General features: G+C 71.6%; 28 protein-coding genes. 15 read left to right on the top strand and 13 right to left on the bottom strand.

What is annotated here, in order from left to right:
- Positions 1-70 precede the first annotated feature (70 nt).
- Positions 71-868, bottom strand: a complete 798-nt coding sequence (gene trhA, locus ACSJD1_RS09620) for a PAQR family membrane homeostasis protein TrhA (protein WP_438855092.1) — start codon at positions 866-868, stop codon at positions 71-73.
- Between the two features lie 75 nt (positions 869-943).
- Between trhA and ACSJD1_RS09615 the strand changes: the two genes are divergently transcribed.
- From ACSJD1_RS09615 to ACSJD1_RS09605, 3 genes are all read left to right on the top strand, one after another.
- Complete coding sequence (locus ACSJD1_RS09615; protein ID WP_438855091.1) at positions 944-1,729, top strand: isoprenyl transferase; 786 nt, start codon at positions 944-946, stop codon at positions 1,727-1,729.
- A gap of 67 nt (positions 1,730-1,796) precedes the next feature.
- Positions 1,797-2,909: an aminotransferase class V-fold PLP-dependent enzyme gene (locus ACSJD1_RS09610; protein WP_438855177.1), complete on the top strand. Its 1,113-nt coding sequence runs from the start codon at positions 1,797-1,799 to the stop codon at positions 2,907-2,909.
- 227 nt (positions 2,910-3,136) lie between these two features.
- On the top strand, positions 3,137-4,489 hold the full coding sequence (locus ACSJD1_RS09605) for a PhoH family protein (protein ID WP_438855176.1): 1,353 nt from the start codon (positions 3,137-3,139) through the stop codon (positions 4,487-4,489).
- A gap of 95 nt (positions 4,490-4,584) precedes the next feature.
- Here the strand turns inward: ACSJD1_RS09605 and ACSJD1_RS09600 are convergent, their stop codons facing one another.
- The 5 genes from ACSJD1_RS09600 to xseA are packed head-to-tail and all read right to left on the bottom strand — an operon-like array spanning position 4,585 to position 8,871.
- Positions 4,585-6,000: a class II fumarate hydratase gene (locus ACSJD1_RS09600; protein ID WP_438855090.1), complete on the bottom strand. Its 1,416-nt coding sequence runs from the start codon at positions 5,998-6,000 to the stop codon at positions 4,585-4,587.
- Between the two features lie 58 nt (positions 6,001-6,058).
- Positions 6,059-6,712, bottom strand: a complete 654-nt coding sequence (locus ACSJD1_RS09595) for a carbonic anhydrase (RefSeq protein ID WP_438855089.1) — start codon at positions 6,710-6,712, stop codon at positions 6,059-6,061.
- Positions 6,713-6,723: 11 nt separating this feature from the next.
- A complete protein-coding gene (locus tag ACSJD1_RS09590; protein WP_438855088.1) occupies positions 6,724-7,365 on the bottom strand; it encodes a DUF4245 domain-containing protein in 642 nt (213 codons plus the stop codon).
- Complete coding sequence (locus tag ACSJD1_RS09585) at positions 7,365-7,646, bottom strand: exodeoxyribonuclease VII small subunit (protein WP_438855087.1); 282 nt, start codon at positions 7,644-7,646, stop codon at positions 7,365-7,367. The genes ACSJD1_RS09590 and ACSJD1_RS09585 overlap by 1 nt, the downstream gene beginning before the upstream one ends.
- A gap of 1 nt (position 7,647) precedes the next feature.
- Positions 7,648-8,871 (bottom strand): exodeoxyribonuclease VII large subunit, encoded by a 1,224-nt coding sequence (gene xseA, locus ACSJD1_RS09580; protein ID WP_438855086.1) that lies wholly within the window; start codon positions 8,869-8,871, stop codon positions 7,648-7,650.
- A gap of 85 nt (positions 8,872-8,956) precedes the next feature.
- On the opposite strand from xseA, the gene ACSJD1_RS09575 reads away from it, so the two are divergent.
- Positions 8,957-10,003: a 4-hydroxy-3-methylbut-2-enyl diphosphate reductase gene (locus tag ACSJD1_RS09575; RefSeq protein ID WP_438855175.1), complete on the top strand. Its 1,047-nt coding sequence runs from the start codon at positions 8,957-8,959 to the stop codon at positions 10,001-10,003.
- A 73-nt stretch (positions 10,004-10,076) separates the two neighbouring features.
- On the opposite strand, the gene ACSJD1_RS09570 is transcribed toward ACSJD1_RS09575, so the two are convergent.
- The gene (locus ACSJD1_RS09570; protein WP_438855085.1) at positions 10,077-10,697 is read right to left on the bottom strand and encodes a DUF6264 family protein; all 621 of its coding nucleotides are present in this window, start codon (positions 10,695-10,697) and stop codon (positions 10,077-10,079) included.
- A gap of 8 nt (positions 10,698-10,705) precedes the next feature.
- Positions 10,706-11,737 carry a class II fructose-bisphosphate aldolase gene (gene fbaA / locus ACSJD1_RS09565; RefSeq protein ID WP_438855084.1) on the bottom strand — a complete coding sequence of 344 codons (1,032 nt, stop codon included), beginning with the start codon at positions 11,735-11,737 and terminating at the stop codon, positions 10,706-10,708.
- A 117-nt stretch (positions 11,738-11,854) separates the two neighbouring features.
- Here fbaA and ACSJD1_RS09560 point away from each other — a divergent pair, with 117 nt between their 5' ends.
- The 4 genes from ACSJD1_RS09560 (at position 11,855) to ACSJD1_RS09545 (ending at position 15,916) form a co-directional block, all read left to right on the top strand.
- A complete protein-coding gene (locus ACSJD1_RS09560; protein WP_438855083.1) occupies positions 11,855-12,787 on the top strand; it encodes a fructose-bisphosphatase class II in 933 nt (310 codons plus the stop codon).
- A gap of 134 nt (positions 12,788-12,921) precedes the next feature.
- Positions 12,922-13,923 (top strand): class II fructose-bisphosphatase, encoded by a 1,002-nt coding sequence (gene glpX / locus ACSJD1_RS09555; RefSeq protein ID WP_438855082.1) that lies wholly within the window; start codon positions 12,922-12,924, stop codon positions 13,921-13,923.
- A gap of 99 nt (positions 13,924-14,022) precedes the next feature.
- The gene (locus ACSJD1_RS09550) at positions 14,023-15,435 is read left to right on the top strand and encodes an MFS transporter (protein ID WP_438855081.1); all 1,413 of its coding nucleotides are present in this window, start codon (positions 14,023-14,025) and stop codon (positions 15,433-15,435) included.
- Positions 15,436-15,520: 85 nt separating this feature from the next.
- On the top strand, positions 15,521-15,916 hold the full coding sequence (locus ACSJD1_RS09545; protein WP_438855080.1) for a VOC family protein: 396 nt from the start codon (positions 15,521-15,523) through the stop codon (positions 15,914-15,916).
- Between the two features lie 34 nt (positions 15,917-15,950).
- Here the strand turns inward: ACSJD1_RS09545 and ACSJD1_RS09540 are convergent, their stop codons facing one another.
- Positions 15,951-17,432, bottom strand: a complete 1,482-nt coding sequence (locus ACSJD1_RS09540; protein WP_438855079.1) for a DNA recombination protein RmuC — start codon at positions 17,430-17,432, stop codon at positions 15,951-15,953.
- Between the two features lie 84 nt (positions 17,433-17,516).
- On the bottom strand, positions 17,517-18,134 hold the full coding sequence (locus ACSJD1_RS09535; RefSeq protein WP_438855078.1) for an exonuclease domain-containing protein: 618 nt from the start codon (positions 18,132-18,134) through the stop codon (positions 17,517-17,519).
- A 127-nt stretch (positions 18,135-18,261) separates the two neighbouring features.
- Between ACSJD1_RS09535 and ACSJD1_RS09530 the strand changes: the two genes are divergently transcribed.
- On the top strand, positions 18,262-19,056 hold the full coding sequence (locus ACSJD1_RS09530; RefSeq protein ID WP_438855077.1) for a class I SAM-dependent methyltransferase: 795 nt from the start codon (positions 18,262-18,264) through the stop codon (positions 19,054-19,056).
- A 72-nt stretch (positions 19,057-19,128) separates the two neighbouring features.
- Here ACSJD1_RS09530 and ACSJD1_RS09525 read toward each other — a convergent pair whose 3' ends face one another.
- A complete protein-coding gene (locus ACSJD1_RS09525; RefSeq protein ID WP_438855076.1) occupies positions 19,129-20,400 on the bottom strand; it encodes a DUF7363 domain-containing protein in 1,272 nt (423 codons plus the stop codon).
- A gap of 213 nt (positions 20,401-20,613) precedes the next feature.
- Here ACSJD1_RS09525 and ACSJD1_RS09520 point away from each other — a divergent pair, with 213 nt between their 5' ends.
- Entirely contained in the window at positions 20,614-21,594 is a 981-nt protein-coding gene (locus ACSJD1_RS09520; RefSeq protein WP_438855075.1) for a DMT family transporter, read from the top strand.
- An 11-nt stretch (positions 21,595-21,605) separates the two neighbouring features.
- Entirely contained in the window at positions 21,606-22,679 is a 1,074-nt protein-coding gene (ychF, locus tag ACSJD1_RS09515; RefSeq protein WP_438855074.1) for a redox-regulated ATPase YchF, read from the top strand.
- A gap of 24 nt (positions 22,680-22,703) precedes the next feature.
- Here the strand turns inward: ychF and ACSJD1_RS09510 are convergent, their stop codons facing one another.
- Complete coding sequence (locus ACSJD1_RS09510; protein WP_438855073.1) at positions 22,704-23,189, bottom strand: DUF2269 family protein; 486 nt, start codon at positions 23,187-23,189, stop codon at positions 22,704-22,706.
- 305 nt (positions 23,190-23,494) lie between these two features.
- On the opposite strand from ACSJD1_RS09510, the gene ACSJD1_RS09505 reads away from it, so the two are divergent.
- From ACSJD1_RS09505 to ACSJD1_RS09495, 3 genes are read left to right on the top strand one after another with little or no spacing between them, the layout of a single operon-like run.
- Positions 23,495-23,863 carry a hypothetical protein gene (locus ACSJD1_RS09505; protein WP_438855072.1) on the top strand — a complete coding sequence of 123 codons (369 nt, stop codon included), beginning with the start codon at positions 23,495-23,497 and terminating at the stop codon, positions 23,861-23,863.
- An 8-nt stretch (positions 23,864-23,871) separates the two neighbouring features.
- Positions 23,872-24,135, top strand: coding sequence for a FitA-like ribbon-helix-helix domain-containing protein (locus ACSJD1_RS09500; RefSeq protein ID WP_438855071.1), 264 nt, complete (start codon positions 23,872-23,874; stop codon positions 24,133-24,135).
- Positions 24,132-24,551 carry a type II toxin-antitoxin system VapC family toxin gene (locus ACSJD1_RS09495; RefSeq protein ID WP_438855070.1) on the top strand — a complete coding sequence of 140 codons (420 nt, stop codon included), beginning with the start codon at positions 24,132-24,134 and terminating at the stop codon, positions 24,549-24,551. The genes ACSJD1_RS09500 and ACSJD1_RS09495 overlap by 4 nt, the downstream gene beginning before the upstream one ends.
- Here the strand turns inward: ACSJD1_RS09495 and ACSJD1_RS09490 are convergent.
- Positions 24,529-25,113 carry an ArsR/SmtB family transcription factor gene (locus ACSJD1_RS09490; protein ID WP_438855069.1) on the bottom strand — a complete coding sequence of 195 codons (585 nt, stop codon included), beginning with the start codon at positions 25,111-25,113 and terminating at the stop codon, positions 24,529-24,531. The two genes, ACSJD1_RS09495 and ACSJD1_RS09490, sit on opposite strands and share 23 nt — an antisense overlap.
- A 67-nt stretch (positions 25,114-25,180) precedes the next feature.
- On the opposite strand from ACSJD1_RS09490, the gene ACSJD1_RS09485 reads away from it, so the two are divergent.
- Positions 25,181-25,759, top strand: coding sequence for a dienelactone hydrolase family protein (locus tag ACSJD1_RS09485; RefSeq protein ID WP_438855068.1), 579 nt, complete (start codon positions 25,181-25,183; stop codon positions 25,757-25,759).
- The last annotated feature ends 42 nt before the right edge of the window (positions 25,760-25,801 follow it).

Raw genomic sequence — 25,801 nt, 5'->3', positions numbered from 1 at the left:
GCGGTAGCGGCGTCGAGCGCCGTGGGGCCAAGGCCCCGGTGCGAGCCGGTCCGGCCCGCGGGGTCGGCCGTCAGCCCATGTGGTAGGCGGGATCGATCGCGATGAGCAGCGTGGCCGTCCAGTGGCACATGAACGCGAGCACCGTGCAGACGTGGAAGATCTCGTGGAAGCCGAAGTGGCCGGGCCACGGGTTCGGCTTCTTCAGCCCGTAGACGATCGCGCCGCCCGTGTAGAGCAGTCCGCCGACGATGACGAGCACCATCATGGCCACGCTCGCCTCGAGCAGGTCGCCGAGGTACATCACGGCGGCCCAACCGAGCAGGACGTAGATCGGCACGTACAGCCAGCGCGGGGCTCCGATCCAGAACACCCGGAACGCGATGCCGATCAGCGCGCCCGCCCAGACGAGGCCGAGCAGGAGCCAGCCCTTCTCCGGCGGCAGCGCGAGGATCGCCAGCGGCGTGTAGGTGCCCGCGATGAGCAGGAAGATGTTCGCGTGGTCGATGCGCTTCAGGATGACCTTGGTGCGCGGCTTCCAGTCGAACCGGTGGTAGAGCGCGGAGTTGCCGAAGAGCAGCATCGAGGTGAGCACGAAGACAGCAGAGGCCCACTTCGCGGGCGCGCCGTCGGCGAGCGCGATGAGCACGATGCCCGCCGCGATGGTGATCGGGAACGTGGCCGCGTGGATCCACCCGCGCCAGGTCGGCTTGATGTCGGCCGGGTGCTCCGGCGAGGCGTCGATGAGGGGGAGGTTCGGGAGGTCGGGGCCGAGGCGCTCGTCTGCGGCCACGGCGGCGTCGGCGCGATCGAGTTCGGCCACCGGTCGGTGCAGGTGCTCTGCGACGTCCTCGGGTTCACGCTGGGTCATGGTCACAGCGTAGGGCGATGCCCATCACGGCTTGCTGTGAGTGTCCGATCGCGCGCGGGGGAGTAGCGTGGTCGGGTGCAGACGAGCGATCAGCGCCCCGGTCGCGGCCTCCTCTATCGGCTCTACCAGAATCGGCTCCGCCGTGAACTCGACCAGGCGGAACTCCCACGACACGTGGCCATGATCATCGACGGCAACCGCCGGTGGGCCAAGCAGCTCGGCTACGATTCGGCGGCGCACGGCCATCGCGCCGGCGCTGCGAAGATGCGCGAGTTCCTCGAGTGGTGCGACGACCTCGGCATCTCGGTGGTCACGCTCTACCTCCTCTCGGCCGACAACCTCGGCAACCGTACGTCGGAGGAGCTCGCCGACCTCATCGAGATCATCGCCGAACTCGCCGAGGAGCTCAGCCACTACCGCGACTGGCGCGTCCAGCACGTCGGGTCCGACGCCGGCCTCCCGGAGCCGCTCGTCGCCGCGCTCGATGCCGCGGAGCACCGCACGGCGGGCAAGCGGGGCCTGCACGTCAACCTCGCGGTCGGCTATGGCGGTCGCCGCGAGATCACCGACGCCATGCGCTCGATCGTGGCATCCCACCACGCCGAGGGCCGCAGCCTCGAGGACCTCGCCGAATCGCTGACGCCCGAGCTGATCGGCGAGCACCTGTACACGGGCGGCCAGCCCGACCCCGACCTCGTGATCCGAACCTCGGGCGAGCAGCGCCTGAGCGACTTCATGCTGTGGCAAGCCGCGCACAGCGAGTTCTACTTCGTCGAGGCGCTCGGCCCCGACCTCCGGGAGGTCGACTTCCTGCGCGCCGTCCGCGACTACACGCGGCGACACCGCCGGTTCGGCAGCTGATCGCGCACACGCATCGATCAGGATTCTGTCAGGATATGCCTCGGAGAAGGGGGCACCGCCCGTGAGCATGGACGACTACCTGGCCGGTTTCGGCGAGGAACCCGGGTACCTCGACTACGCCCGGGTGGGCCCGCTGTCGCGCGTCGCGGCCGAGGAGACGCTGGCGTTCACGCAGGTGCTCGAGCGGGCCCGCCACGGCAGCATGGAGGCCTTCGCCCAGCAGGACCGACGGCTCCGCGACGCGGCATCCGCGCTCACCGGCATCGCGGCCGACCGCATCGTCGCGGTGCCGAACACGTCGACCGGCCTCATGCACGCCATGTTCGGCCTGACCGGAACGGTGCTGCTCTCGCCGGGCGAGTTCCCGAGCGTGCCGATCGCCGCCGTGCGCGCGAACGAGGCGCTCCACTCCGTGCAACCGGCCTGGCTCGAGACCGACCACGGCAAGGTGACGCCCGGGCTGATCCGCGACCAGCTCGAGACCAACGTCGCCGCCGTCGCCGTCAGCCTCGTCGACAGCCGGACGGGGTACCTCTGCGACCTCGAGGGCATCCGCCAGGTGATCGGCGACCGGATCCTCATCGTCGACGCGATCCAGGGGTTCGGCATCGTCGATGCGCCGTGGGAGGTCGCCGACGTGGTCGTCACCGGCGGCCAGAAGTGGTGTCGCGCCGGGTGGGGCACGGGCGTCATGGCCCTGTCCGAGCGGGCGGCGGAGCGGCTCACGCCGGTCTTCTCGGGCTACACGGGCACCGCCGACGACGAGGTGTGGGACGAGGTGCCGCCGCCGGCCCCCGGTGCGCGCGCGTTCCGCGTGTCCAACCCCGACCCGATCGCGGGCGCCCGGTTCGCGGCCGCGCTCGAGGAGCTCGCCGAGGTCGGGGTCCCGGCGGTCAACGCCCGCATGGCCGAGCAGGTCAGCCGGGTGATCGACCTCGCCGACGAGTTCGCCGTGCCGGTCGTGAGCTCCCGCGACGAGCGCGAGCGCGCCGGCATCGTCGTGCTCGAACCCGAGCCCGAGCAGGTCACCGTGCTGACGGCGTCGTTGCACAACCACGGCCTGACGACGACCACGCGGCTCGGCACCGTGCGCCTCAGCGTGCACGCCGCGCTCGACGAGGAGACCGTCGAGATGCTGCGCGGCGCCTTCGTCTCGTTCAACACGGCCGCCGCGTACTGAGCGTGCCGCGTGCGAGGCGGCCGATTGTGAACAGCGGATGTCGCGCCGCGTGTCGCTTCAACGGATGTCGCCGGTCGGACGTACCGTCAGGACATCGGGCAAGGCGCCCGGTCGAGTCGGCTCGTGAACCGCTCGTGGGAGGATCGCCGGCCGGCGCGTGAGCCGAGCGAGAGCTCGGGGCAGGAGCGGTCGTGACCTCTGTCGATCCCATCAAGCCCCTCGGACCGATCGAGCCGGAGGCGCAGCACCAGCGCCGTCCCGGCGAGGCGACGCCCGGGGGTGCCGCGCAGGACGAGCGCACCTACGTGCTGGACACGTCGGTGCTGCTGTCGGACCCGCGCGCCCTGTTCCGATTCGCGGAGCACCCGGTGGTGCTGCCCGTCGTCGTCATCACCGAGCTCGAGGCCAAGCGCAACGACCCCGAGATCGGGTACTTCGCCCGCGCCGCGCTGCGGCTGCTCGACGACCTGCGCGTGCAGCACGAGCGACTGGACTTCCCGATCCCGGTGGGGGACGGCGGATCCCTCCGGGTCGAACTGAACCATTCGAGCCTGTCCGTCCTGCCGAGCGGGCTGCAGCTCGCCGACAACGACTCGCGAATCCTCGCGTGCGCGATGAACCTCTCCAACGACGGCGTCGCCGTGACCGTCGTCTCGAAGGACCTGCCGCTGCGCATCAAGGCCGCCTCGATCGGCCTCGACGCGCAGGAGTACCGCGCCGAGCTCGCCGTCGACTCGGGCTGGACGGGGATGGCCGAGGTCGACCTGGGCTCGAACGACATGGCGAAGCTCTACGAGCACGAGCACCTCGAGACGCCCGCGGTCGAGGGCATGCCGGTGAACACCGGGCTGGTCATCCACTCCGATCGCGGGTCGGCACTCGCCCGCGTCGTCGGCGACCGCGAGGTCCGGCTCGTCCGCGGCGACCGCGAGGCGTTCGGCGTGCACGGCCGCTCGGCCGAGCAGCGCCTGGCGATCGACCTGCTGCTCGATCCCGAGATCGGCATCGTCTCGCTCGGCGGCCGCGCCGGCACCGGCAAGTCGGCGCTGGCGCTGTGCGCGGGCCTCGAGGCGGTGCTCGAACGACAGCAGCACAAGAAGATCATGGTCTTCCGGCCGCTCTACGCGGTCGGCGGCCAGGAGCTCGGCTACCTGCCCGGCGACCAGGGCGAGAAGATGAACCCGTGGGCGCAGGCGGTCTTCGACACGCTCGGCGCGCTCGTCTCCGACAACGTGCTCGACGAGGTCGTCGACCGCGGGATCCTCGAGGTGCTGCCGCTCACGCACATCCGCGGCCGTTCGCTCCACGACGCCTACGTGATCGTCGACGAGGCGCAGTCGCTCGAGCGGAACGTCCTGCTCACGGTCCTCAGCCGGGTCGGCCAGAACTCGCGCGTGGTGCTCACGCACGACGTCGCGCAGCGCGACAACCTGCGCGTCGGCCGTCACGACGGCGTTGCGAGCGTGATCGAGACGCTGAAGGGGCATCCGCTCTTCGCCCACATCACGCTCACCCGGTCGGAGCGCTCGGCGATCGCCGCGCTCGTCTCGGAGATGCTCGACGGCTCCGAGCTCGCCTGACGCTCGGCGCACGCCGGCCGCGGCGCGACACGACGGCCCCGGAACCTCGCGGTTCCGGGGCCGTCATCGTGTGCTGCGAGCGGATGCCGCGGGATTCAGCCCTGCTGCGGCGGCCGCGTCATCGAGAGCAGGTGGAGCGCCTCGTCGAGCTGGGCCTCGGTCAGGTCGCCGCGCTCGACGTGGCCGAGGTCGATGACGGCCTCGCGGACCGTGATGCCCTTGGCGACCGAGTGCTTGGCGATCTTCGCCGCGGCCTCGTAGCCGATGATCTTGTTCAGCGGCGTCACGATCGAGGGCGACATGCCTGCGAGCGCCGTCGTGCGAGCCTCGTTGACCTGCAGGCCGTCGACCGTCTTGTCGGCGAGCACGCGCACCGAGTTCGAGAGCAGGCGGATCGACTCGAGGAGCGCGGTGCCCATGACGGGGATCTGGACGTTCAGCTCGAACGAGCCGGATGCCCCCGCCCACGCGATCGTCGCATCGTTGCCGACGACGCGCGAGGCGACCATGAGCACGGCCTCGGGCACGACCGGGTTCACCTTGCCGGGCATGATCGACGAACCCGGCTGCAGGTCGGGGATGAACAGCTCGCCGAGGCCCGTGTTCGGGCCGGAGCCCATCCAGCGGAGGTCGTTGCAGATCTTGGTGAGGCTCACCGCGATCGTGCGCAGCGAGCCGGACGCGTCGACGAGGCCGTCGCGGTTGGCCTGCGCCTCGAAGTGGTCGGCCGCCTCGGTGATCGGCAGCTCGGTCTCCTGCTGGAGGAGCTCGATCACGAGCTGGGGGAAGCCGGCGGGAGTGTTGATGCCCGTACCGACGGCGGTGCCGCCGAGCGGCACCTCGGCGACGCGGGGGAGCGCCGTGCGGACGCGCTCGATGCCGAGGCGGATCTGGCGGGCGTAGCCGCCGAACTCCTGGCCGAGCGTGACGGGCGTCGCGTCCATGAGGTGCGTGCGGCCCGCCTTGACGACGCCGGCCCACGCCTCCGCCTTCGCCTCGAGGGCGACCGCGAGGTGGTCGAGCGCGGGGATCAGGTCGTCGATGAGCGCGGCGGTCACGGCGATGTGGACCGAGGTCGGGAAGACGTCGTTCGAGGACTGCGAGGCGTTGACGTGGTCGTTCGGGTGCACCGCGCTGCCGAGCTTCTGCGTCGCGATCGTCGCGAGCACCTCGTTCATGTTCATGTTCGAGGACGTGCCCGAGCCGGTCTGGTAGACGTCGACGGGGAAGTGCTCGGTGAAGCCGTGCGTGCCCGCGATGACCTCGTCGGCCGCGTCGGCGATGGCCTGCGCGACCTGGCCGTCGAGCACGCCCAGGCGGGCGTTCGCGAGTGCGGCGGACTTCTTGATGCGGGCGAGCGCGGCGATCTGGGCGGGCTCGAGGCCGGCGCCGGAGATCGGGAAGTTCTCGACCGCCCGCTGGGTCTGCGCACGGTAGAGCGCGGCTGCGGGGACCCGCACCTCGCCCATCGTGTCGTGTTCGATCCGGTAGTCGGCGGCGTTGTCCACCACGGTGTGCTCCCCTTCGATTCGGAACGTGCGGCGCGGCGGTGGGATGCCGCCGGCGGCGTCAGATGCGACCGACGACGACGTCGGTCTCGGCGCGGCCCTCGAGCAGGCGGTAGTTCGCGCCGACGACAGCCAGCGTACCCGCTGCGATCGCGTCGCTGATCACCTCCGAGCGCTCCAGCAGCTGCGACACCGTGTTGCGGAGGTGCTCCCGCCCGACGTAGCCGGCGTCGAGGTGGTCGGTCGCGATCGGGCCCTCGTCGACGCCCGCGACCTTGCGGACCGCGGGCACGATCTCGTCGACGATGCCCCTGATGTGCGGGGGGAGCGGCGCGGCCTCCTCGGCCTGCGAGTCTATCGCCGCGCGCACCGCACCGCACTCGTCGTGGCCGAGCACGAGGATGAGCGGAACGCCGAGGACGGCCACGGCGTACTCGAGCGAGCCGAGCACGGAGTCGGACGGGACCTGGCCGGCGTTGCGCACGACGAAGGCGTCACCGAGGCCCACGTCGAAGATGATCTCGGCGGACAGGCGCGAGTCGCTGCATCCGAAGATCGCCACGAGCGGTCGCTGGTGGTTCGCGAGCTCGGTGCGGCGGTCGACGTCCTGGCGGGGGTGCAGGGGCGCTCCGGCCACGAACCGGGCATTGCCGGCACGCAGCTCGCGCCACGTCTCGGCGGGGGTGGTCGGTCGTGCGGGTGCGGGCTTGCTCACGGCCGCTCCTCTCATCGCTGCGCGTCGATCGCCGGCGCGAGCGCTCCGGCGAGGGTCTCGAACTCCTCGGGGGTCGCGGTGCCGAGCAGCACGAACGTGCTCTCGCCCGCCTCGGTCACGAGTCCGTATCGCGCGTTGCCGACGTCGGCGTCGGTCTCGCGGTTGTCGTAGACGGTCCACTCGACGCCGTCGATGGTGACGACGCCGGTCGCGATCGTGTTCTTCAGCAGGTCGGCCGTCCAGGTGGGGTTCGCCTCCAGCCCCTGGTACATGCCCGCGTACTCGTCGCTCGGGGTGAGGTACCCGGCGTACCACGCGGTGACGCCGTCGGCGTCGCGCGTGCGCAGTTCGGCGGCGTTCGACCGCCAGCCGTCGGGCAGTTCGGGCACGGCGAGGGGCTCGTCGATGCCGACCTGCGCCTGGTCGGCGACGGATGCCACGTCGATGTCGCGCTCGAGCGGGGTATCGCTGCGCGGAACGAGCAGCACGATGAGCGCCACGACCGCGACGGTCGCCACGAGCGAGCCGATGAGGTTGCGCAGGGTCTGGTTCTCGCGGTGCTTGCGGGACTGCTCGGCCTTGCGGTCGGCCGTCTCCTGCGGGGTCTCCGGACGGCCGAGCTCGGCGACGACCCTCGGGGCGCGCGCGGCCATCAGGCGTCTCCGCCGTCCGGGTCGAGCGCGTCGGGCGCCGCCGGTGCGCCGCCTCCGGCGCCGACGGCGCCGGCCCGCGCCGCGTCGAGTCGCGCCTTGGCACCGACCAGCCACTCCTCGCACCGCTGTGCGAGCGCCTCTCCCCGCTCCCACAGCGCGAGCGACTGCTCCAGCGTCGCGGAACCCTGCTCGAGCTCGGCGACGACGCGCACGAGCTCGTCGCGCGCCTGCTCGTAGCTGAGCTCGGCGACATCCGTGGAAGTGGGGGGCATGGAGGGCATTCTATTCGGCGTCGCCGAGCGCTCCCCGAGATGTCGCCCCGAGACGGCCCTCGGCGAGCGTGATGCGAAGCCCGGTCCCCTTGGGCGCCTGCCCGGGGTTCGTCAGCACCCCGTCGTGCTCGCGCTGCACGATCGCGTAGCCGCGCTGCAGCGTGGCGAGCGGGGAGAGCGCGCGAAGCTGCGATCGCAGTTCCGCGGTGCGGACGGCGGCGCGTTCGATCGCGCGATCGGCGAGCTCGCTGCCGCGCGCGACCCACCGCGTGACCTCCTCGGAGCGTCGGTCGATCATCCATCCCGGGTCGGCGAGCGCCGGCCGGCTCCGCAGGTGCCCCAGCCGGTCGATCTCGTGGTTCACGAGGGTGGTCACCCGCATCCGCAGGCGTGCACGGGCCTGCTCGACCCGGATGAGCTCCTCGGCGACGTCGGGCACCACGCGCTTCGCGGCATCCGTCGGCGTCGACGCCCTGAGATCGGCCACCTCGTCGAGCAGCGGTCGGTCGGCCTCGTGTCCGATCGCGCTGACGATCGGGGTGGATGCCGCGGCCGCGGCCCGAACGACGCGCTCGTCGCTGAACCCCAGGAGGTTCTGGAAGTCGCCGCCGCCGCGCGCGACGATGATGACGTCGACCTCCGGGTCGGCGTCGAGGCGACGGATGGCTCCCGCGACCTCGGGTGCGCAGCGGTCGCCCTGCACCGCCGCATAGGCCATGCGGAACTCGACGGCCGGCCAGCGCAGGCGGGCGTTGCGCACCACGTCCTTCTCGGCATCGCTGTCCTTGCCCGTGACGAGGCCGATGACCTGCGGCAGGAAGGGCAGGGGTCGCTTGCGGTCGGCGGCGAACAGGCCCTCCGCGGCGAGCTGCGCGCGCAGCCGCTCCAGCCGTTCGAGCAGGTCGCCGAGCCCGACGTGACGGAGGTCGAAGACCTGCATCGTCAGCGAGCCGCCCTTGACCCACCAGTTGGGCTTCACGAGGGCGACGGCGTGGTCGCCGGCCTTGAACTGCTCGCTGAGCTTCGCCCGCGTCGACGACCAGATCGTGAACGACACCGTGGCATCGGTCTCGAGGTCCTTCAGCTTGCCGTAGACGTTGCCCGCGGAAACGCCCCACTGCGTGATCTCGCCCTCGATCCACACGGTGCCCAGGCGGTCGAGGTACTCCTTGAGCTTCGTCGAGAGCACCGAGACGGGCCAGGGCCGCTCGCGGGTCGTCGGTCCCTCGGCCATGCGCCTCCCAGCGGCCCGTCATCATCGCCCGCGTAGGATGGCACCCGTGACGAGCTTGACGGATGCCCCGCGAATCGACCTCGGCATGCCTCGGATCCCGAGCGTGCGCGGCCGGCTCAAGGATATCCCCGTCCCAGGACGCAAGAAGGTGCTGCTCGCGGCGCCGCGCGGCTACTGCGCGGGCGTCGACCGGGCGGTGATCGCCGTCGAGAAGGCGCTCGACCACTACGGCGCACCGGTCTACGTGCGCAAGCAGATCGTGCACAACATCCACGTCGTCACCGAGCTCGAGAAGCGCGGCGCGATCTTCGTCGAGGAGGTCGACGAGGTGCCCGAGGGCGCCCACGTGGTCTTCAGCGCGCATGGCGTCTCGCCCGCGGTCGTGAACTCGGCCGCCGAGCGCGGCCTGCACGCGATCGACGCCACCTGCCCGCTCGTCACGAAGGTGCACCGCGAGGCCGTGCGCTTCGCGCGCGACGACTACGAGATCCTGCTCATCGGCCACGAGGGCCACGAGGAGGTGGAGGGCACCGCCGGCGAGGCGCCCGACCACGTCACGCTCGTGAACAGCCCCGACGACGTGCCGAACATCGAGGTGCGCGACCCCGACAAGGTCGTGTGGCTCTCGCAGACCACGCTGTCGGTCGACGAGACGATGGAGACCGTGCGGCGGCTGCGGGAGCGGTTCCCGAACCTGCAGGACCCGCCCTCGGACGACATCTGCTACGCCACGCAGAATCGCCAGGTCGCGATCAAGAAGGTCGCGCAGGGCGCCGACCTCGTGATCGTCGTCGGGTCGGCGAACTCGTCGAACAGCGTGCGCCTGGTCGAGGTCGCGCTGGAGTACGGCGCCAAGGCCGCGTACCGGGTCGACTACTCGACCGAGGTGAAGCAGGAGTGGCTGGAGGGGGTCGAGACGGTCGGCGTCACGAGCGGCGCCTCCGTGCCCGAGGGACTCGTCAAGGAGGTGCTCCTCGAGCTCGAGGACGCCGGCTTCGGCGAGGTCGAGGAGGTCAAGACGGCTGAGGAGGACCTGATGTTCTCGCTGCCGAAGGAGCTCCGCAAGGACCTGCAGGGCAACCGCGACGCGCGCGCGATCGGTGGCCGGAACCGGGCGGGCGCGACGACCTGACCACGGGCGCGAGGCGTACCGTCGCCTCGCCGCCCGGCGTGCCGGCGCGATGCGCGGGCACGCCTGATCCGGGTCAGGCCCCCGTCATCCGTTCGAGGTACGACTGGAACGTCGGGTCGGTGAAGAACACGATCGACGTCAGCACCATGGTCGCGAGGAACGCCACCGCGCCGCCCACGAGCGGCACCCAGAAGGCGAGCTTCCGCGCGCGCAGGCGCATGATCGACCAGCCGAGCACGGCCGCGTAGAGCGCGAGCATGAAGACCGTGCCGATGAGCGCGAGCGTCGGCAGCCACGGCTGCGGGGAGTACGTGCCGACGCCCTGGTCGGCGTAGACGCCCTGGATCGCACCGGGAAGCTGCTGCAGGCTCACCGACGTGTTCCACGCGCCGAGCGCGCCGAGCGCGAGCAGCAGGATCGTGAAGAACCGGTCGGTCGTACGCGGCGGACGGGCGGTCGCGTCGGCCGCCGGCGATCCGGCGGCGCGCGGCGCCGCGGAGGGCGCCGGCGGTGGCGGTGGGGCCGGGGCGGATGCGGCGGCATCCGTTCGCTCGTCGCCGGGGGGCTGCCACGACCAGCCCTCGGGTGCGTACTCGCCGTACTGCGGGCGAGGCCGCTCGTCGCGCGGCGGGGGAGCGGCGCCGTCGCCGGCGCGGCCCTGCGTCTCGTTCCGAGCGGCCTCGTCCTGTGGCATCCGTCGCCCTACGCCGTGAGGGAATTGCCGGCGGAGCCGAGCTGGCGGGTGGACTCGCCCACGCGAGCGGCCATGGCCGTCTCGGCGACCTTGCCCCACGCGCGCGGGTCGTACTGCTTCTTGTTGCCGACGGAGCCGTCGACCTTCAGCACGCCGTCGTAGTTCGCGAACATGTAGCCGGCGATCGAACGCGTGAACGCGTACTGCGTGTCGGTGTCGATGTTCATCTTGACGACGCCGTTGGCGACCGCCTCGGCGATCTCGGCGTCGGTCGAGCCCGAGCCGCCGTGGAAGACGAGGTCGAGCGGCTTCTCGCCCGTGCCGTACTTCGCGGCGAGGCCGTCCTGGATCTCCTTGAGCAGCGCCGGGCGGAGCTTGACGTTGCCCGGGGCGTAGACGCCGTGCACGTTGCCGAACGTGAGCGCGGCCATGTAGCGGCCCTGCTCGCCGAGGCCGAGCGCCTCGACCGCGGCGATCGCGTCGTTCAGGGTCGTGTACAGCGCCTCGTTGGAGCCCTCGTGCTTGACGCCGTCCTCCTCGCCGCCGACGACGCCGATCTCGACCTCGAGGATGGCGTTGATGTTCTTCAGCTTCGGCAGGATCTCCTTGGCGATCTCGAGGTTCTCCTCGAGCGGCACTGCGGAGCCGTCCCACATGTGCGACTGGAAGATCGGGTTGCGACCGGCCTTGACCTCCTCCTCGGAGGCGGCGATCAGCGGGTACACGAAGTCGTCGAGCGCGTTCTTCGGGCAGTGGTCGGTGTGGAGCGCGACGGTCACGGGATACGACTTCGCGACCTCGTGCGCGAACTTCGCGAAGGCGAGCGCGCCGGTGGCGCGGGCCTTGACCGTGTGGCCGGCGAAGTAGTCAGCGCCGCCGGTGGTGACCTGGATGATGCCGTCGGAACCCGACTCGGTCAGGCCCTGCAGCACCGCGTTCAGCGTCTGCGAGCTCGAGACGTTGAACGCCGGGAAGGCGAAACCCCTGGCCTTGGCGGTGTCGAGCATCTCGGCGTACTGCTCGGGCGTTGCGATGGGCATACCTTGCTCCTTCGGAGGTGAGTGGGATCGTCCCGAGTCTACCGACGTGTCGAGTCCGCCTCAGGTGCGATGCGCAAGGGGTGACGGATGCCGCGCCGCGCGCGGCAGGATTGGAGCGTGCCGCACGATCAAGACCGCTTCCACGACGAGACGCCGCCGGACGGCGCGCTGCTCGAGGGCTCCGCGCTCGCCGATGGATTCGCCGCGGCCGTGCGGTCCGCTGCGCTCGCGGCCGTGCCGTCCGTGGGCTCGGGCGACCGCGATGCGGTGGACGGCGCGGCGGTCGCGGCACTTCGGTCGGCGCTCGAGGGTCTTGCGGTCGACGGACGGGTCGTTGTCGGCGAGGGCGAGAAGGACGATGCGCCGATGCTCCACCTGGGGGAGCGGTTCGGCACCGGGGGCGGTCCGGCGGTGGACGTCGCCGTTGATCCCGTCGACGGCACGAGCCTCGCCGCGGCCGGCTCACCCGGCTCGATGGCCATCCTCGCGGTCGCCCCTCGCGGGTCGTTCCTCGACATCGGGCCCGCGCATTACATGGCGAAGCTGGTCTCCCGGGTTCCCGGCCTCGAGATCGACGCGCCGGTCCGCGACGCGATCGCGGTGATCGCCGAGGCTCGGGGTGTGCCGGTCTCCGAGGTCCGGGTCGTGGTGCAGGACCGGCCGCGGAACGAGGCCGTCGCCGGCGCCGCCGAGGCGACCGGCGCGCGGGTCGAGCGCTTCGAGCACGGTGACGTCGAGCGGTGCCTGCGGGTCGCGCGCGCCGACGGCGACCTCGACCTCGTGGTCGGCATCGGCGGTGCGCCGGAGGGCGTGCTCACCGCTGCCGCGGTCCGGGCACTCGGCGGGTGGATGCAGGCTCGGCTCGCGCCGCAGTCCGCGGGCGAGTCCGAGCGGCTGGCCGAGGCCGGCATCCCGCTCGGCCGGGTATTCGGCCTCGACGAGCTCTGCGGCGACCGGGTCGCCGTGTTCCTCACGGCGGTGACGCCGTGCGACCTCGGGCCCGGCGCACGGCTCGACGCGGGACGGTCGTGGCAGGTCTCGTCCCGTTAAGAATGCACGAACTTTCACGACCGATCGGGGTCGCATCCGCCCCGTCCGGCACCCCCGTCAGTAGGCTCGAAGACAGGCGCCCCGGCCGTTCGAGCCGTGCGGGCGCAGCGCCCATGAACCAGGAGGATCCCTCGATGGCGAGCAGCGAACACGACAGCCTCTACCTGCACCCCGACCGCAACATCGCGCTCGAGCTGGTGCGTGCGACGGAGGCGGCCGCCATCCGTTCCTACCCGTGGATCGGTCGCGGTGAGAAGCTCGCGGCCGACGGCGCGGCGGTCGACGCGATGCGGGCGTTCCTCGGCACGGTGAACTTCGACGGGGTCGTGGTGATCGGCGAGGGCGAGAAGGACGAAGCCCCGATGCTCTTCAACGGCGAGCGCGTCGGCAACGGGCGCGGGCCGGCGTGCGACATCGCGGTCGACCCGATCGACGGCACCTCGCTGACCGCCGCCGGGCGCCAGAACGCACTCTCGGTCATCGCCGTCGCCGACCGAGGCACGATGCTCGACGCGTCGTCCGTCTTCTACATGGACAAGATCGTGACGGATGCCTCGGGCGTCGGCGTCGTCGACATCCGCAAGCCCATCGGCGAGAACCTGCGGGCGCTCGCGAAGGCGAAGGGCAAGGAGGTCGGCGAGCTGCGCGTCGCGGTGCTCAACCGTCCCCGCCACGAGCAGCTGATCGCCGAGATCCGCGAGGCCGGTGCCGGCACGCGACTGATCAGCGACGGCGACGTCGCGGGCGGCATCAACGCGGCCCGGTACGAGTCGCGCATCGACATGTGCGTGGGCATCGGCGGCAGCCCCGAGGGCATCACGACGGCGTGCGCGATCAAGGCGCTCGGCGGGTTCATGCAGGGCCGGCTCGCGCCGAAGGACGACGAGGAGCGTGCGCGCGGCGAGGCCGCGGGGCTCGACTGCGACCAGGTCTACGAACTCGACGACCTCGTGCGAAGCGACAACACGTTCTTCGTCGCGACGGGCGTGACCGACGGCGAGCTCGTCGATGGCGTCCGGAAGAAGGGCCCGATCATCCGGACGGAGTCGATCGTGCTGCGCGGCAAGTCGGGCACCATCCGCCGCATCGTGGCGGACCACCTCGTCGAGAAGTGGCTCGACGACGCCGACCGCTGATCGGGGTTCGCCGCCCGACGGACGTCGTGGCGCCGCGAATCGCGCTGCCGTGAGCGGAGGGACCTGTCCGTTGTCGGGGGAGTGCCGCAGACTGGTCGGGTGACCTCCGAGACCCGGATGCCGCGGGCGTTGCGGCCGTTCTCCTCGGCCCAGTACCGACGGCTGGTGGTCGCCCTCGCCGCGTCGTTGCTCTCGGCGGGGGCGTGGATCGTCGCTGCCGCGTGGCAGGTCATCGAACTCGGCGGAACGCCGATCGACCTGTCCATCGTCGCCGTCGGCGCGAGCCTCGGGCTCGTGCTGGCCGTGCTCGTCGGCGGCGTCGTCGCCGATCGCGTGCCCCAGCGGCGGATCCTCCTCGTCATCGAGACGGCGCGGGCCGTCGTCTTCGCGGTCGCAGGACTGCTCGCCGCCGCCGGGATCATCGAGGTGTGGCACCTCGCCGTGCTGTCGTTCGTCCTGGGCATGGCCGACGGTTTCTTCTACCCGGCCTACTCGGCCTGGCTGCCGGCGCTGCTGCCCGCGGAGCAGCTGCTCGCCGCGAACGGCGTGGAAGGCGTACTGCGGCCAGTGGCCCAGAACGCGGCGGGCCCGGCGCTCGCGAGCCTGCTCATCGCGGTGCAGGCGCCGTGGCTCGCGTTCCTCGTCGTCGGCGGGCTGCAGGTGGTCGCGATCGTGGCGCTCGCGATCATGCGCACCACGCCGCTGCGGCGCGAGTTGGAGGAATCGGACGCCCACCCACTCCGGCAGATGGCGGTCGACCTCCGCGACGGATTCGCCTACCTGCTGCGCACGAGGTGGCTCTTCGCGACCCTGGCATTCTCGATCCTGCTCGTGCTCGTCGTGATCGGCCCGATCGAGGTGCTGATCCCGTTCGCGGTGCGCGACCAGACGGGCGGCGGAGCCGGCGAGTTCGCGCTCGTGCTGGCCTCGTTCGGCATCGGCGGAGCGATCGGGTCGTTGCTGGTGTCGTCGTTCAGGCTCCCTCGGCGCTACCTGACCCTCATGATCCTCGCGTGGGGGTTCGGCTGCCTGCCGCTCGCCGTGATCGGCGTGACGCCCTGGCTCTGGGTGATGGTCGTCGCGACGTTCGTCTGCGGATTCCTCTTCGACGCGGCGCAGGTCGTGTGGGGCACCCTGCTCCAACGGCGCGTGCCCCCTGCCATGCTCGGACGCGTGTCGAGCCTCGACTTCTTCGTCTCGCTGGCTCTCATGCCGCTCTCGATGGCGATCGCCGGGCCGGTCGGCGAGTGGCTCGGGCTCGCACCCGCCTTCCTCATCGCGGGCGCGGTGCCGCCCATCCTCGCGATCGTGACCCTTGCCACGGCGCGACTCGGACAGGACGAGCTGGCGCATCCCCTCGACGACGGCCCGATGGATGCCACGCCGACGACGGGGGCCGAGGCGGCGGCCGGGTTCGCGCCCCCGGTCGACGAGCCGCATCAGACGCGCGATCCGTCGAGCGGCGCCGGCGATGCCGGCACCGGGCGTGCGGTCGCGGCCGACGAGGACTGAGCGATCGCTCCGCGCGCGGCGCAACCCCCTGACCGCGAGTCGGTGCTCTGGCAGGCTGGGCGGGAACCGATGCGGAGGAGCGATGATGGTCACGATCACGGACGCCTTCTCGGGTTTCAGCGTCGACGACGTCGAGGCGGCCCGCGAGTTCTACGGCACCACGCTGGGTCTGACCGTCGAGGATGCTCCGGGCGCCGGCGGGCTCACCGTCCGGCTGCCCTCGGGGCAGGGGGTGCTGCTCTACCCGACCGAGGCGCACCAGCCGGCGAGGTACACGATGCTCAATCTCGTCGTGGACGACATCGACCGCGCCGTCGATGAGCTGAACGCAGCGGGCGTGGTGACGAAGATCTACTCGGGAGACGAGTCGTACGGCACCGACGAGCGCGGGATCAATCGCGGCTCGGCGACGGGCATGGGCCCGGACATCGCCTGGTTCCGCGACCCCGCCGGCAACGTGCTCAGCGTGCTCGCGGAGTGACGCGACCGCCGAGCGGAGTCTGCGAACGGTGCATTCAGGACGACGCGGAACGCCGGATGTGCTCGTCGAGGTCGGCGCCGTCGAACCCGCCGATCGGGAGTGCGAGGTCGGCGCCGTCGCGTTCGGCCGGGTCGACCACGTCGTCGTTCGACTCGATCTCGGGTGCAGGCTCGATCGCGCCGAGTTCGTCGCCCCCCGTCAACTCGGGGGCCGACAGGCGTCGGGGGGACTCGTGGATCGGCGTCGGTTCCTCGACGAGCGAGAGCTTGGTCTCGTTGATGCCCGGGAACTGGCGAGCGGTCACGAGCACACGCGACTCGAGCGAACTGGCGAACTTGTTGTAGCTGTCGACCGTGCGCTCGATGGCCTTGCGCAGCGAGTCCGCGTGGCCGGCGAGCACGCCGATGCGCTGGTAGAGCGTGTTGCCGAGGTCGAACAGCTTCTTCGCCTCGTCGGAGACCGCCTGCTGCTGCCACGCGTAGTCGATGGTCTTGAGGACCGCGAAGAGGTTCACGGGCGAGGCGAGTGCGACGCGTCGCTCGAACGCGTAGTTGAGGAGCCCGGCGTCGGCCTCGAGGGCGGCCGAGAGCAGCGACTCGTTCGGGATGAACGCGATCACGAACTCGGGGCTCGCGGCGAGGCCCTCCCAGTAGGACTTCTTGCCGAGCGCGTCGATGTGCGACCGCATGGCCTTGACGTGCTTCTCGATGAGCGACGTGCGCCGTGCGCCCTCTTCGCCGGTGGCGGTCTCGGGGATGCTCGACGCCTCGAGGTAGTGCTCGAGCGGCACCTTCGAGTCGAGCGGGATGTACTTGCCGCCCGGGAGGTTCACGACCATGTCGGGGCGGCCGCGGCCCTGGTCGGTCGTGACCTGGGTCTGCAGTTCGAAGTCGACGTGCTGCGTGAGGCCCGCAGCCTCGACGACGCGACGGAGCTGGGTCTCGCCCCAGACCCCGCGCGTGCTGTTGTTGCGCAGCGCGCTCGCGAGGGACTCGGTCGTGGCGCGGAGCTCGGCGTCGGAGAGCTGCGCGCGCTTGAGCTGCTCGGCGATCGAGCCGTACTGCTCGCTGCGCTGCTGCTCGAGCTCGGACACCTTGCGCTGCATCGTCGAGAGCGTCTCGCGCACGGGGCTCAACGCCTGCAGCACGGCGCTCTCGCGGCGCTCCCGCTCGCTGCGCTCGGCCTGGTCGAGCCGCTGCTGGTCGAGCAGCTCGCGCTGGCGCTGCCCCTGCAGCTCCACCTGCTCGCGCAGGCCCGCTGCGGCCGCCTCGGCGGCGGCGAGCTCGGCGCGCAGCGTCGCCTGCACGGTCTGCTGCTCGGCGAGCAGCCGCGCGCGCTCGGCGTCGGCGAGCGCGCGCTGCTCGAGGAGCGCACGCTCGTGCCGTGCCTCGACGAGTGCCGGATCTTCGGCCGTGGACGCCTCGCCCGCGGGGCGGCGCTGTGCGACGACGTGCATGACGAGGGCGCCGAGCGTGCCGCCGACGACGAGCCCGATGACGAGGAGGAGGATGTCCATGTCGGCCAGTGTGGCAGCGGCCCCCGACATCCCCCGGCAGGCCGCCCGGCAGGGCGGCGACCGGCCCGGCCAGCAGGGCCCGGACTACTGCAGCGCCATCGGCCCGTGCGCCGCGGCCCGTTCCCGCGAGGCGACCGCGCCGATCGCCCCGACCCGCACCCGCGTGACGTGGGCGAGCCGTTCGAGGTCGCCCACCTCATGGCGCTTCGCCGCGTGCACGACGATCGCCGCGCAGGCCTCGGCGTCGGCCAGCGCGTCGTGGTGGGCGAAGTCGTCGAAGCCCGCCGCCGCGGCCGCCGAGGTCAGTCGGTACGACTCGAGGTGGTAGGTGCGTCGCGCGACCTGCAGGCTGCACACGTACCGGAAGTCGGGCACCGGCAGGCCGATCGCCTCTGAGGTCGCTCGGATCACGCCCATGTCGAACCCCGCATTGTGCGCCACGAGCCAGTCGTCGCCGGCGAACTCGCGGAGGAAGGGCAGGTGCGCCTCCCAGCCCTCGGCCCGTTCGACCATGTCGGGGGTGATGCCGTGGATCCGGATGTTCCACGGAGAGAAGTCGCCGTGCGGGAACGGCGGGCGGATGTACCGGTGCTCGCGGGCGACGACCCGGCCGTCGACCACCTTGACCAGTCCGATCGAGCAGGCCGACGCGGGCGAGGGGTTGGCGGTCTCGAAGTCGATCGCGGTGAAGCTCACTGGCACGCGGGCATCCTCGCACGCGCCGCCGACGCGGTCCGGGGGCCCGATCGGCGCGCCGCAGGCCCGCACCATTGACGCGCGTGCCCGCAGGGCGTGGAATGTCCGATGGGCGGCAACCGGGGGTGGTGCGATGTCCGGCGAGGACGACACGGCGAACGGGGCGCGCCCGGGACTCGTGGCCGACCCGGCCGAGCCCGACCTGCGCCGGGCGGCGCGATCGTTCGGGGCCGTGGCATCCGTCTACGGGGCGGCCCGGCCCGGGTACCCGTCGGAGGCCGTCGAATGGCTCGTCGGCGATGCCGGGCGGGTGCTCGACCTGGGCGCGGGCACCGGTCGGCTGACGGAGTCGCTCGTCGCGCTCGACCGGGACGTCGTCGCCGTCGACCCCGTCGAGGAGATGCTGGAGGAGCTCGAGGTCCGTGTGCCGGGCGTGCCGCGCATCCTCGGCACCGCGGAGGAGCTCCCCGTCGAGGACGCCGCGTTCGACGCGGTCGTCGCGGGCCAGGCGTGGCACTGGTTCCAGCGGGAGCGCGCCGTGCCCGAGATCGCGCGCGTGCTCCGCCGCGGCGGCGTGCTGGGCCTCGCCTGGAACCGCCGCGACCCGAGCCCCGACTGGCTCCGTGCCGCGGGGGAGATCATGCGCGAGCAGGACGACCCGTCGGCGTCGTTCGCCTCCACGGTGCGGGTCGGGGGTCCGTTCGGACCGGTCGAGTCGCACCGCGTCGCATGGGTCCAGCGGATGTCGCGTGCGAGGTTCCTCGACCTGGTGCGGTCGCGCAGTCGATGGATCACCGCGCCGCTCGACGAGCAGCGGACGGTGATCGCCGCCGTCGAGACCCTGCTCGTCACGCATCCCGAGGTCGCCGGGGCCGACGAACTCGCGATCCCCTACGTGACGCACTGCTTCCGAGCGGTCCGCAACTGAGGCGATCGCGACCGCGCCGACCGCGGCCGGAGCCGCACGCCCGCCGAGCGTCGGCGCGCGCGGCGCCTGCGATCAGGCCGCCTGCGCTCGCGCGTCGGGGTGCCCGTAGACCGCGTACGCCAGCGCGCACGCCTCGCCGCCGGCTCGAGCCGCGTCCCTGGCGATACGAGAGGCCCGGTCGACGGGCGATCCGGCCGCGAGCTCGGCCGAGAAGGTCGCGAGGAAGGTCTCCGACAGCACGGCTCGGCCGCCGCTGCCGCCGCACTCCACGACGACCCCTGCGCCGTTGCGCATCGCGGCCGCGGCGCCTCCGTCGGCCGCGCCCGCTCCGCCCGAACCGAGGGCCACGACGGATGCCGAGGCGATCGCCGTCGCGGGTCGGACGCTCGCGGCATCCGTCGCCGACAGCCGGACCGCCGACGGCGCCGCTGCGTCGTACAGCCAGCGGGTGAGGCCGAACTGCCCGAGGAACGGGTCGCCGTCGACCGGGGCGGCGCCGGGACGGCGGACGACGAGCAGCTCCCACGGCAGTTCGGTCTCGCCGGTGGTCTGCAGGACGAGGCCGTCGAGCCTCGCCCGGTGCGCCCAGAGCAGCTCGCGGGCGCGTCGATCGAGCAGGAGGTCGGCGAGGCGCGCGCCGACCGCCCGGAGGGCGCGCTCCACCACGTCGGCGCGCTCGGGGGACGGCAGCCCGGCGCCGGACTCCTTCGCCCGTGCGAGCGACGCACGCACGTCCGAGACGACGCGCGCCTTGTCGGCGAGCCGGATCCGGAACCGGTGCGTCTCGCCGCCCACGCACAGGGCGACGTGGAGGATGGAGCGGCCTCGCGCGACCTCCTCGTCGACGCGCAGCGTGGGACGGCAGGCGAGCAGCGGATCGGCCGCGCTGATCCGGGAGGATGCGCGGGCGAGACCGGCCTGGCCGTGGTCGTCGGAGTCGACGACCTCGCTCGTGAGCCGGGCGGTCGCGAGCGGCAGTTCGCCGTCGCCGCGCACGAGCACGGAGACCTCGGCAGGTCCGCGGTCGACGGCGATCATCGCGAAGCGCGCCTCCGCCGCGGCCGCGGCCGGGAGTCGCACCTGCCGGCTGCGCCGTCCGCCGATGACGAACCGCAGGCCCCGGGGCACCACCGTGATGGTGACCGTGCCGTCGGCCGCCATCGGGCCGGTCTCCTCGCCGTCGACCGGTGCCGGCGCGCCCCGACCGGTCGCGGACGCGGCGTCCGCTCGCACCAGCCGCACCGTCAGCGTCGCGATCGACCCGACCGTCACGATCGGCGTGAGCTCGGCCTGCAGCTGCGCCGCGGCGGCTCCCTCCGCGACGACGCGACCGTCCTGCGGCATCCGTTCCCCCTTCGACGGCGTGGTCGCCGTACAGACATCCGGGCGCCCGAGTGGGCGCCCGCGGAGGAGAGGCTACGTCGCGGCCGTCGGGGCCGCCTCAGGGTTTGCACCGAACCCGCACCGACGGCCGGAGCGCGCGCCCCGAACCGGTCGGCGCACTCCGGGATCGGGCTCCGTTCGTCCGCATGGTCGCCGAGGACGTAGCATTCCCCGGTGCCACGTCGCCGCGCGTTCCTGCTGCTCTCCCTCGCCAACCTCTTCTGGGCGGGCAACTTCGTCTTCTCCGCGATCATCGCGGACCAGGTCGACCCGGTGTCGCTGACCTTCTGGCGGTGGTCGCTCGCGGCGCTCCCGCTGCTCCTCGTGGCGTGGATCGCGGAGCGGCCCGACTGGCGGGCCGCGGCCCGCGAGTGGCGCTGGCACCTCCTGCAGTCGGTCTTCGGCCTGACCGGGTACGCGCTGCTGCTCTACGCCGGCATCGGCATGACGGGATCGGTGACGGCATCCGTCATCAGCGCGATCAACCCGGCGACGATCGCGCTCGCCGCGGCGGTCCTGCTGGGCGAGCGGATGTCGCGGACGCAGGGCCTCGGGATCGTCCTCGCGTTCGTCGGGGTCGCGGTCGTGCTGACCGGCGGGAACCCGCTGGCGGCGTTCGCGCAGGGCTTCGGGGTCGGCGACCTCTTCGTACTGGGCGCCGTGATCGCGTGGACCGTGTACTCGATCATCGCGCGCCGCCTCACGACGCCGCCGATCACCGCGACCGCGCTGCAGGCCGTCTTCGCCACGGTCACGATGCTGCCGGTGATCGCCGTGACCGGGCTCACCGCGCCATCCGACCTCGGCGGAACGCTCGCCGTCGCCTATATCGTCCTGCTGCCGTCGGTCGCGGGATACGCGCTCTGGAACGCCGGGTCGGCGAGCGTCGGGCCCGCGCGGGCCGGGGTGTTCCTCAACCTGCTGCCGGTGTTCACGGTGATCATCGCGCTGCTGCTCGGCCGGCCCATCGACCCGGCCGCGATCATCGGCGGCGCGGTCGTGCTCGTGGGCGTCTACCTGACGGTCCGCGTGCGGCCGGCGAGGCCCGCGCCCGCGGAGCCGGCCGGTGTCGACCTGGTCGGCGGCGAGGTCCCCCGTCAGGACGGGGAGGTCGCGGGGCCCGCGGCGACCGGACCCGTGCCCCTGCCCCGGTAGACTGGTCGCCCGTGGCACTCACCATCGGAATCGTCGGACTCCCGAACGTCGGCAAGTCGACCCTCTTCAACGCCCTCACCAAGAACACGGTGCTCGCGGCGAACTACCCGTTCGCGACGATCGAGCCGAACATCGGCGTGGTGAACCTGCCCGACCCGCGACTCGAGACGCTCGCCGGCATCTTCGGCTCAGAGCGCATCCTGCCCGCGGCCGTGTCGTTCGTCGACATCGCGGGCATCGTGAAGGGCGCGTCCGAGGGCGAGGGCCTCGGCAACAAGTTCCTCGCCAACATCCGCGAGGCCGACGCGATCGCACAGGTGGTGCGCGGCTTCGAGGACTCCGACGTCGTGCACGTCGACGGCAAGGTCGACCCCAAGAACGACATGGAGACGATCAACGCCGAGCTGATCCTCGCCGACCTCGAGACGCTCGAGCGCGCCATCACGCGCTACGAGAAGGAGGTCAAGGGCAGGAAGCTCGACCCCTCGGTGCTCGCCGCGGCCAAGGAGGCGCAGGAGGAGCTCCAGAAGGGCACCCCGCTGTCGGCCTCGAAGGTCGACATCGCACCGATCGCGGAGCTCGGCCTGCTCACCGCGAAGCCGTTCATCTACGTCTTCAACGTCGACGAGGCGGTGCTGACGGATGCCGCCCGCAAGGCGGAGCTCGCCGCCCTGGTCGCGCCCGCCGAGGCGGTCTTCCTCGACGCGAAGATCGAGTCGGAGCTCATCGACCTCGATCCGGCGGACGCCGCGGAGCTGCTCGCCTCGACCGGCCAGGAGGAGTCGGGCCTCGACCAGCTCGCCCGCGTCGGCTTCGACACGCTGGGCCTCCAGACCTACCTCACCGCCGGCCCCAAGGAGTCGCGAGCCTGGACCATCCACAAGGGCTGGAAGGCCCCGCAGGCGGCCGGCGTCATCCACACCGACTTCGAGAAGGGCTTCATCAAGGCCGAGGTCATCTCGTTCGACGACCTCGTCGAGACCGGGTCGGTCGCCGAGGCGCGGGCGAAGGGCAAGGCCCGCATGGAGGGCAAGGACTACGTCATGCAGGACGGCGACGTGGTGGAGTTCCGCTTCAACGTCTGAGGCCGGGCCGAGGCGCCCGCGCCGTCAGGCAGGGCGCGCGACCATGAGCCACAGGATGACGACGAGACCGATGCCGCCGATGAGTGCGAGCGCCGTGGGACGCCACGAGGTGGCCAGTGACTCGACGACGCCGTCGGCACCGAGCTCGGCGGCCTTCGCGCGCGAGCGCTCGTCCATCTTCGCTCCCGTCGCGAAGCGCAGGCGGCGGAAGCCCGGGCTCGCGATGCCGTACATCGCACCCATCACGAGCACCAGCAGCACGATCGAGACCCACAGCCACCAGCTGCCCCAGTAGCCGCCGACGAAGCCGAGCACGATGCCGGTGATGATCGTGAGCAGCAGGCCCGCGTACATCAGTCCCATGCTCCACGACGAGACGTCGAGCATCGCGGCGATGCGTGGATGCTCCTGCTCCTTCCGGACCCGGAAGGCCACGGCGATCGAGGTGCCGTGCCCGAGGGCGAAGACGACCACGCCCAGCACGTGGAGGAAGATCAGGAACTGGTACACGGGCCCTCCCTCAACCGTGAACGGAGTCCATCACCCGCATCGTACTGCGCCGCGCGTGCCCAGGATGGCAGATCCCTCCACAACGGCCAGGCGGCCCGATTCCTCCTCGGATTCGGGCGGTATCCCCGCGCGGAGCTCTGTCCCCGGGCGACCATGCGTGCATGGGAATCAGGTACTACGCATACGCGTTCGACGCCGCTGACACACAAACGGCGATCGACGAACCGCACCGAGTCCTCTCGGACGATCCGCTGGCCGATGCCTGGGGCATGCAACCCTACGCCTCGGTCGGCATCCCGACGTTCGTGCAGACCACCTCGCGCCGCGACATGTTGTACCTCGACAAGGCATGGTCGGTGCTGCAGGCGATGACGGCGCCCGAAGCGATCGGGGACCCTCCTCGTGCCGCGTTCCGGATGTTCGAGGGGCGCGTCACTCATCATTCGGCCGGCTGGGATGCCTGGATTCGGACGATCGTGCCGGAAGAAGTGGTGGCGATCCGCGACGACCTCGAACGGCTGATCACGGCGGAGTCCGAGCGTCGAACAACGGGTGTGGGGGCTGCTGCCGACCCGGACGCCGATGACTACGTGGGCCGCTACCTGCGCAGTGCGCTCGAGTTCGTCGCAGGTCTCGCGGTCGACGGTCGCGGCATGGTCTACATGATCGGCTGATTGATATCATGGCTGATATCAATCAGGGGGTGGTCAGGATGGCATCGATCGTCGTCCGAGGTCTCGATGACGCCGTCAAGCTCCAACTCGCGCGTCTGGCTCGCGAGCACGGGCGCTCGATGGAAGCCGAGGTTCGTGACATCCTCAGCCGCGCGGTCAGCCGTCCGCATATCGGCATCGCATTGTTCGAGGCGGCGCGCGTCATCGGTGGCGTCCACGATCTCGTGGTGCCGGGCCGCGAGGACGAAGCGAGAGCTGTGGACTTCGAGTGATCGTCCTCGACACCAATGTGATCTCGGAGTTCTTCCGGCCGCAGCCCGATGCTCGCGTCGTCTCGTGGCTGGGAACCCTGACCGGCGAGGTCGCCATCACGACGATCACCCTCGCCGAACTGCTCGCCGGGGTCCGCCGCCTTCCCGATGGCAGGCGTCGGAGCGAACTCGACATGGCAATCGATGCGGCGCTGCAGCCGTATCGGGATTCCCGGTCCGTTCTCTCCTTCGACGAGCGCGCGGCACACCGCTACGCGGACGTTCTGCTGGATCGTGAGCATGCGGGACGGCCGATCAGTACGGCCGATGCCCAGATCGCGGCGATCTGCCTCGCCAACGGCGCGGCGTGCGCGACGCGGAACGTGAAGGACTTCGCCGACACCGGTATCGACGTCATCGACCCATGGAGCGGCTGAGATCTGCCGGCGGCAGCCTCGGGTGGTCTGTCGGGTAGATGCCGATGGCGAATCCGTACGTGGTGTCGCCCGCGCGGGGCATCCGGTCGAACTCGTCGACCAGCTCGGCCATCCGTTCCCAGAACGTCGAGGCCTGCTCCTCCGAGATCCGGGCGTGCCGGATGAATCCCCACAGCCTGCCGCCTTCGAATGCCGCTGCGGATTCACGCGCCGCCACCTCGAAGTCGTTGAAGTCGCCCGTCGCGGCGTGGTCGCCCGACGGATGCTCGAGCGCGATCGTGAACATGCGGGCGGTCCGCCCGTAGAAGCGCTCCTCGATCGCGCGCACCTTCCTCGTGCGCACCACTCGGAGCAGGTCGTTCCGGGTGAGGACCTCGACGTGGTGCGCGACCGTGCTCTTGGGGCGCCCGACGGCGGTCGCGAGCTCGGTGACGGTCGCCGCCCGCTCGTGGAGGAGCTGGAGGATCGTCGTGCGGAGCGGATGGCCGATGGCCTGCACCTGGGCCGGCCGGTTCAACACGATGCGATCCGCCAGCTCGTAGTCGGGGGGGTTGTCCGCCATGATCGATCAGACTAGCATCGCGGAATGTTCGAAAAGAGTCGATCATTCAGACGAGAGGACCGCTGACATGGCTGAAGTCCTGCTGTACCACCACATCCAGGGCCTGACCGACGGGGTGCGCTCGTTCGCCGACGAGCTGCGACAGGACGGCCACACGGTGCACGTGCCCGACCTGTTCGGCGGCCGCACGTTCGGCAGCATCGAGGACGGCTTCGCGTTCGCGCGCGAGGTGGGCCTAGATGCGATCCGGGAGCGCGGCAGGGCCGCCGCCGAAGGACTCGGGCCCGCGCTCGTCTACGCCGGCTTCTCCTTCGGCGTGACGATCGCGCAGGCGCTCGCGCAGACGCGGCCCGGCGCCCGCGGGGCACTGCTGCTCTACTCCTGCATTCCCGTCTCCGAGTTCGGCGAGGCCTGGCCGGAGGGCGTGCCGGTGCAGGTCCACGGCAAGGAGGGCGACGAGTTCTTCGAGGAGGACCTGCCCGCCGCGCGCGAACTCGTCGCCTCGACGGCCGACGCCGAGCTGTTCCTCTATCCGGGCGACGAGCACCTGTTCGCCGACGCCTCGCTCGACGCCTACGACCCCGAGGCATCCGCACTTCTCATGTCGCGCGTGCGGGCGTTCCTCGCCGCTCCGGCCATGCGCTGACGCCCCCACGATCCTCCCGCCGGTTCGTACCGGCGGGAGATG

This window comes from Agromyces excoecariae, assembly GCF_051715505.1.
Classification (GTDB): domain Bacteria; phylum Actinomycetota; class Actinomycetes; order Actinomycetales; family Microbacteriaceae; genus Agromyces.
Note: the sequence above shows the minus strand (reverse complement) of the source record. Positions and strands in the feature narration are given on the sequence as shown.

Bases quoted from the DNA above. Each gene is read 5' to 3' on its own strand.
- trhA (WP_438855092.1), bottom strand. From the start codon at position 868: ATGACCCAGCGTGAACCCGAGGACGTCGCAGAGCACCTGCACCGACCG.
- ACSJD1_RS09610 (WP_438855177.1), top strand. From the start codon at position 1,797: ATGGACGACTACCTGGCCGGTTTCGGCGAGGAACCCGGGTACCTCGAC.
- ACSJD1_RS09590 (WP_438855088.1), bottom strand. From the start codon at position 7,365: ATGGCCGCGCGCGCCCCGAGGGTCGTCGCCGAGCTCGGCCGTCCGGAG.
- ACSJD1_RS09585 (WP_438855087.1), bottom strand. From the start codon at position 7,646: ATGCCCTCCATGCCCCCCACTTCCACGGATGTCGCCGAGCTCAGCTAC.
- xseA (WP_438855086.1), bottom strand. From the start codon at position 8,871: ATGGCCGAGGGACCGACGACCCGCGAGCGGCCCTGGCCCGTCTCGGTG.
- ACSJD1_RS09575 (WP_438855175.1), top strand. From the start codon at position 8,957: ATGCCTCGGATCCCGAGCGTGCGCGGCCGGCTCAAGGATATCCCCGTC.
- ACSJD1_RS09570 (WP_438855085.1), bottom strand. From the start codon at position 10,697: ATGCCACAGGACGAGGCCGCTCGGAACGAGACGCAGGGCCGCGCCGGC.
- fbaA (WP_438855084.1), bottom strand. From the start codon at position 11,737: ATGCCCATCGCAACGCCCGAGCAGTACGCCGAGATGCTCGACACCGCC.
- glpX (WP_438855082.1), top strand. From the start codon at position 12,922: ATGGCGAGCAGCGAACACGACAGCCTCTACCTGCACCCCGACCGCAAC.
- ACSJD1_RS09545 (WP_438855080.1), top strand. From the start codon at position 15,521: ATGGTCACGATCACGGACGCCTTCTCGGGTTTCAGCGTCGACGACGTC.
- ACSJD1_RS09540 (WP_438855079.1), bottom strand. From the start codon at position 17,432: ATGGACATCCTCCTCCTCGTCATCGGGCTCGTCGTCGGCGGCACGCTC.
- ACSJD1_RS09530 (WP_438855077.1), top strand. From the start codon at position 18,262: ATGTCCGGCGAGGACGACACGGCGAACGGGGCGCGCCCGGGACTCGTG.
- ACSJD1_RS09525 (WP_438855076.1), bottom strand. From the start codon at position 20,400: ATGCCGCAGGACGGTCGCGTCGTCGCGGAGGGAGCCGCCGCGGCGCAG.
- ACSJD1_RS09500 (WP_438855071.1), top strand. From the start codon at position 23,872: ATGGCTGATATCAATCAGGGGGTGGTCAGGATGGCATCGATCGTCGTC.
- ACSJD1_RS09490 (WP_438855069.1), bottom strand. From the start codon at position 25,113: ATGGCGGACAACCCCCCCGACTACGAGCTGGCGGATCGCATCGTGTTG.
- ACSJD1_RS09485 (WP_438855068.1), top strand. From the start codon at position 25,181: ATGGCTGAAGTCCTGCTGTACCACCACATCCAGGGCCTGACCGACGGG.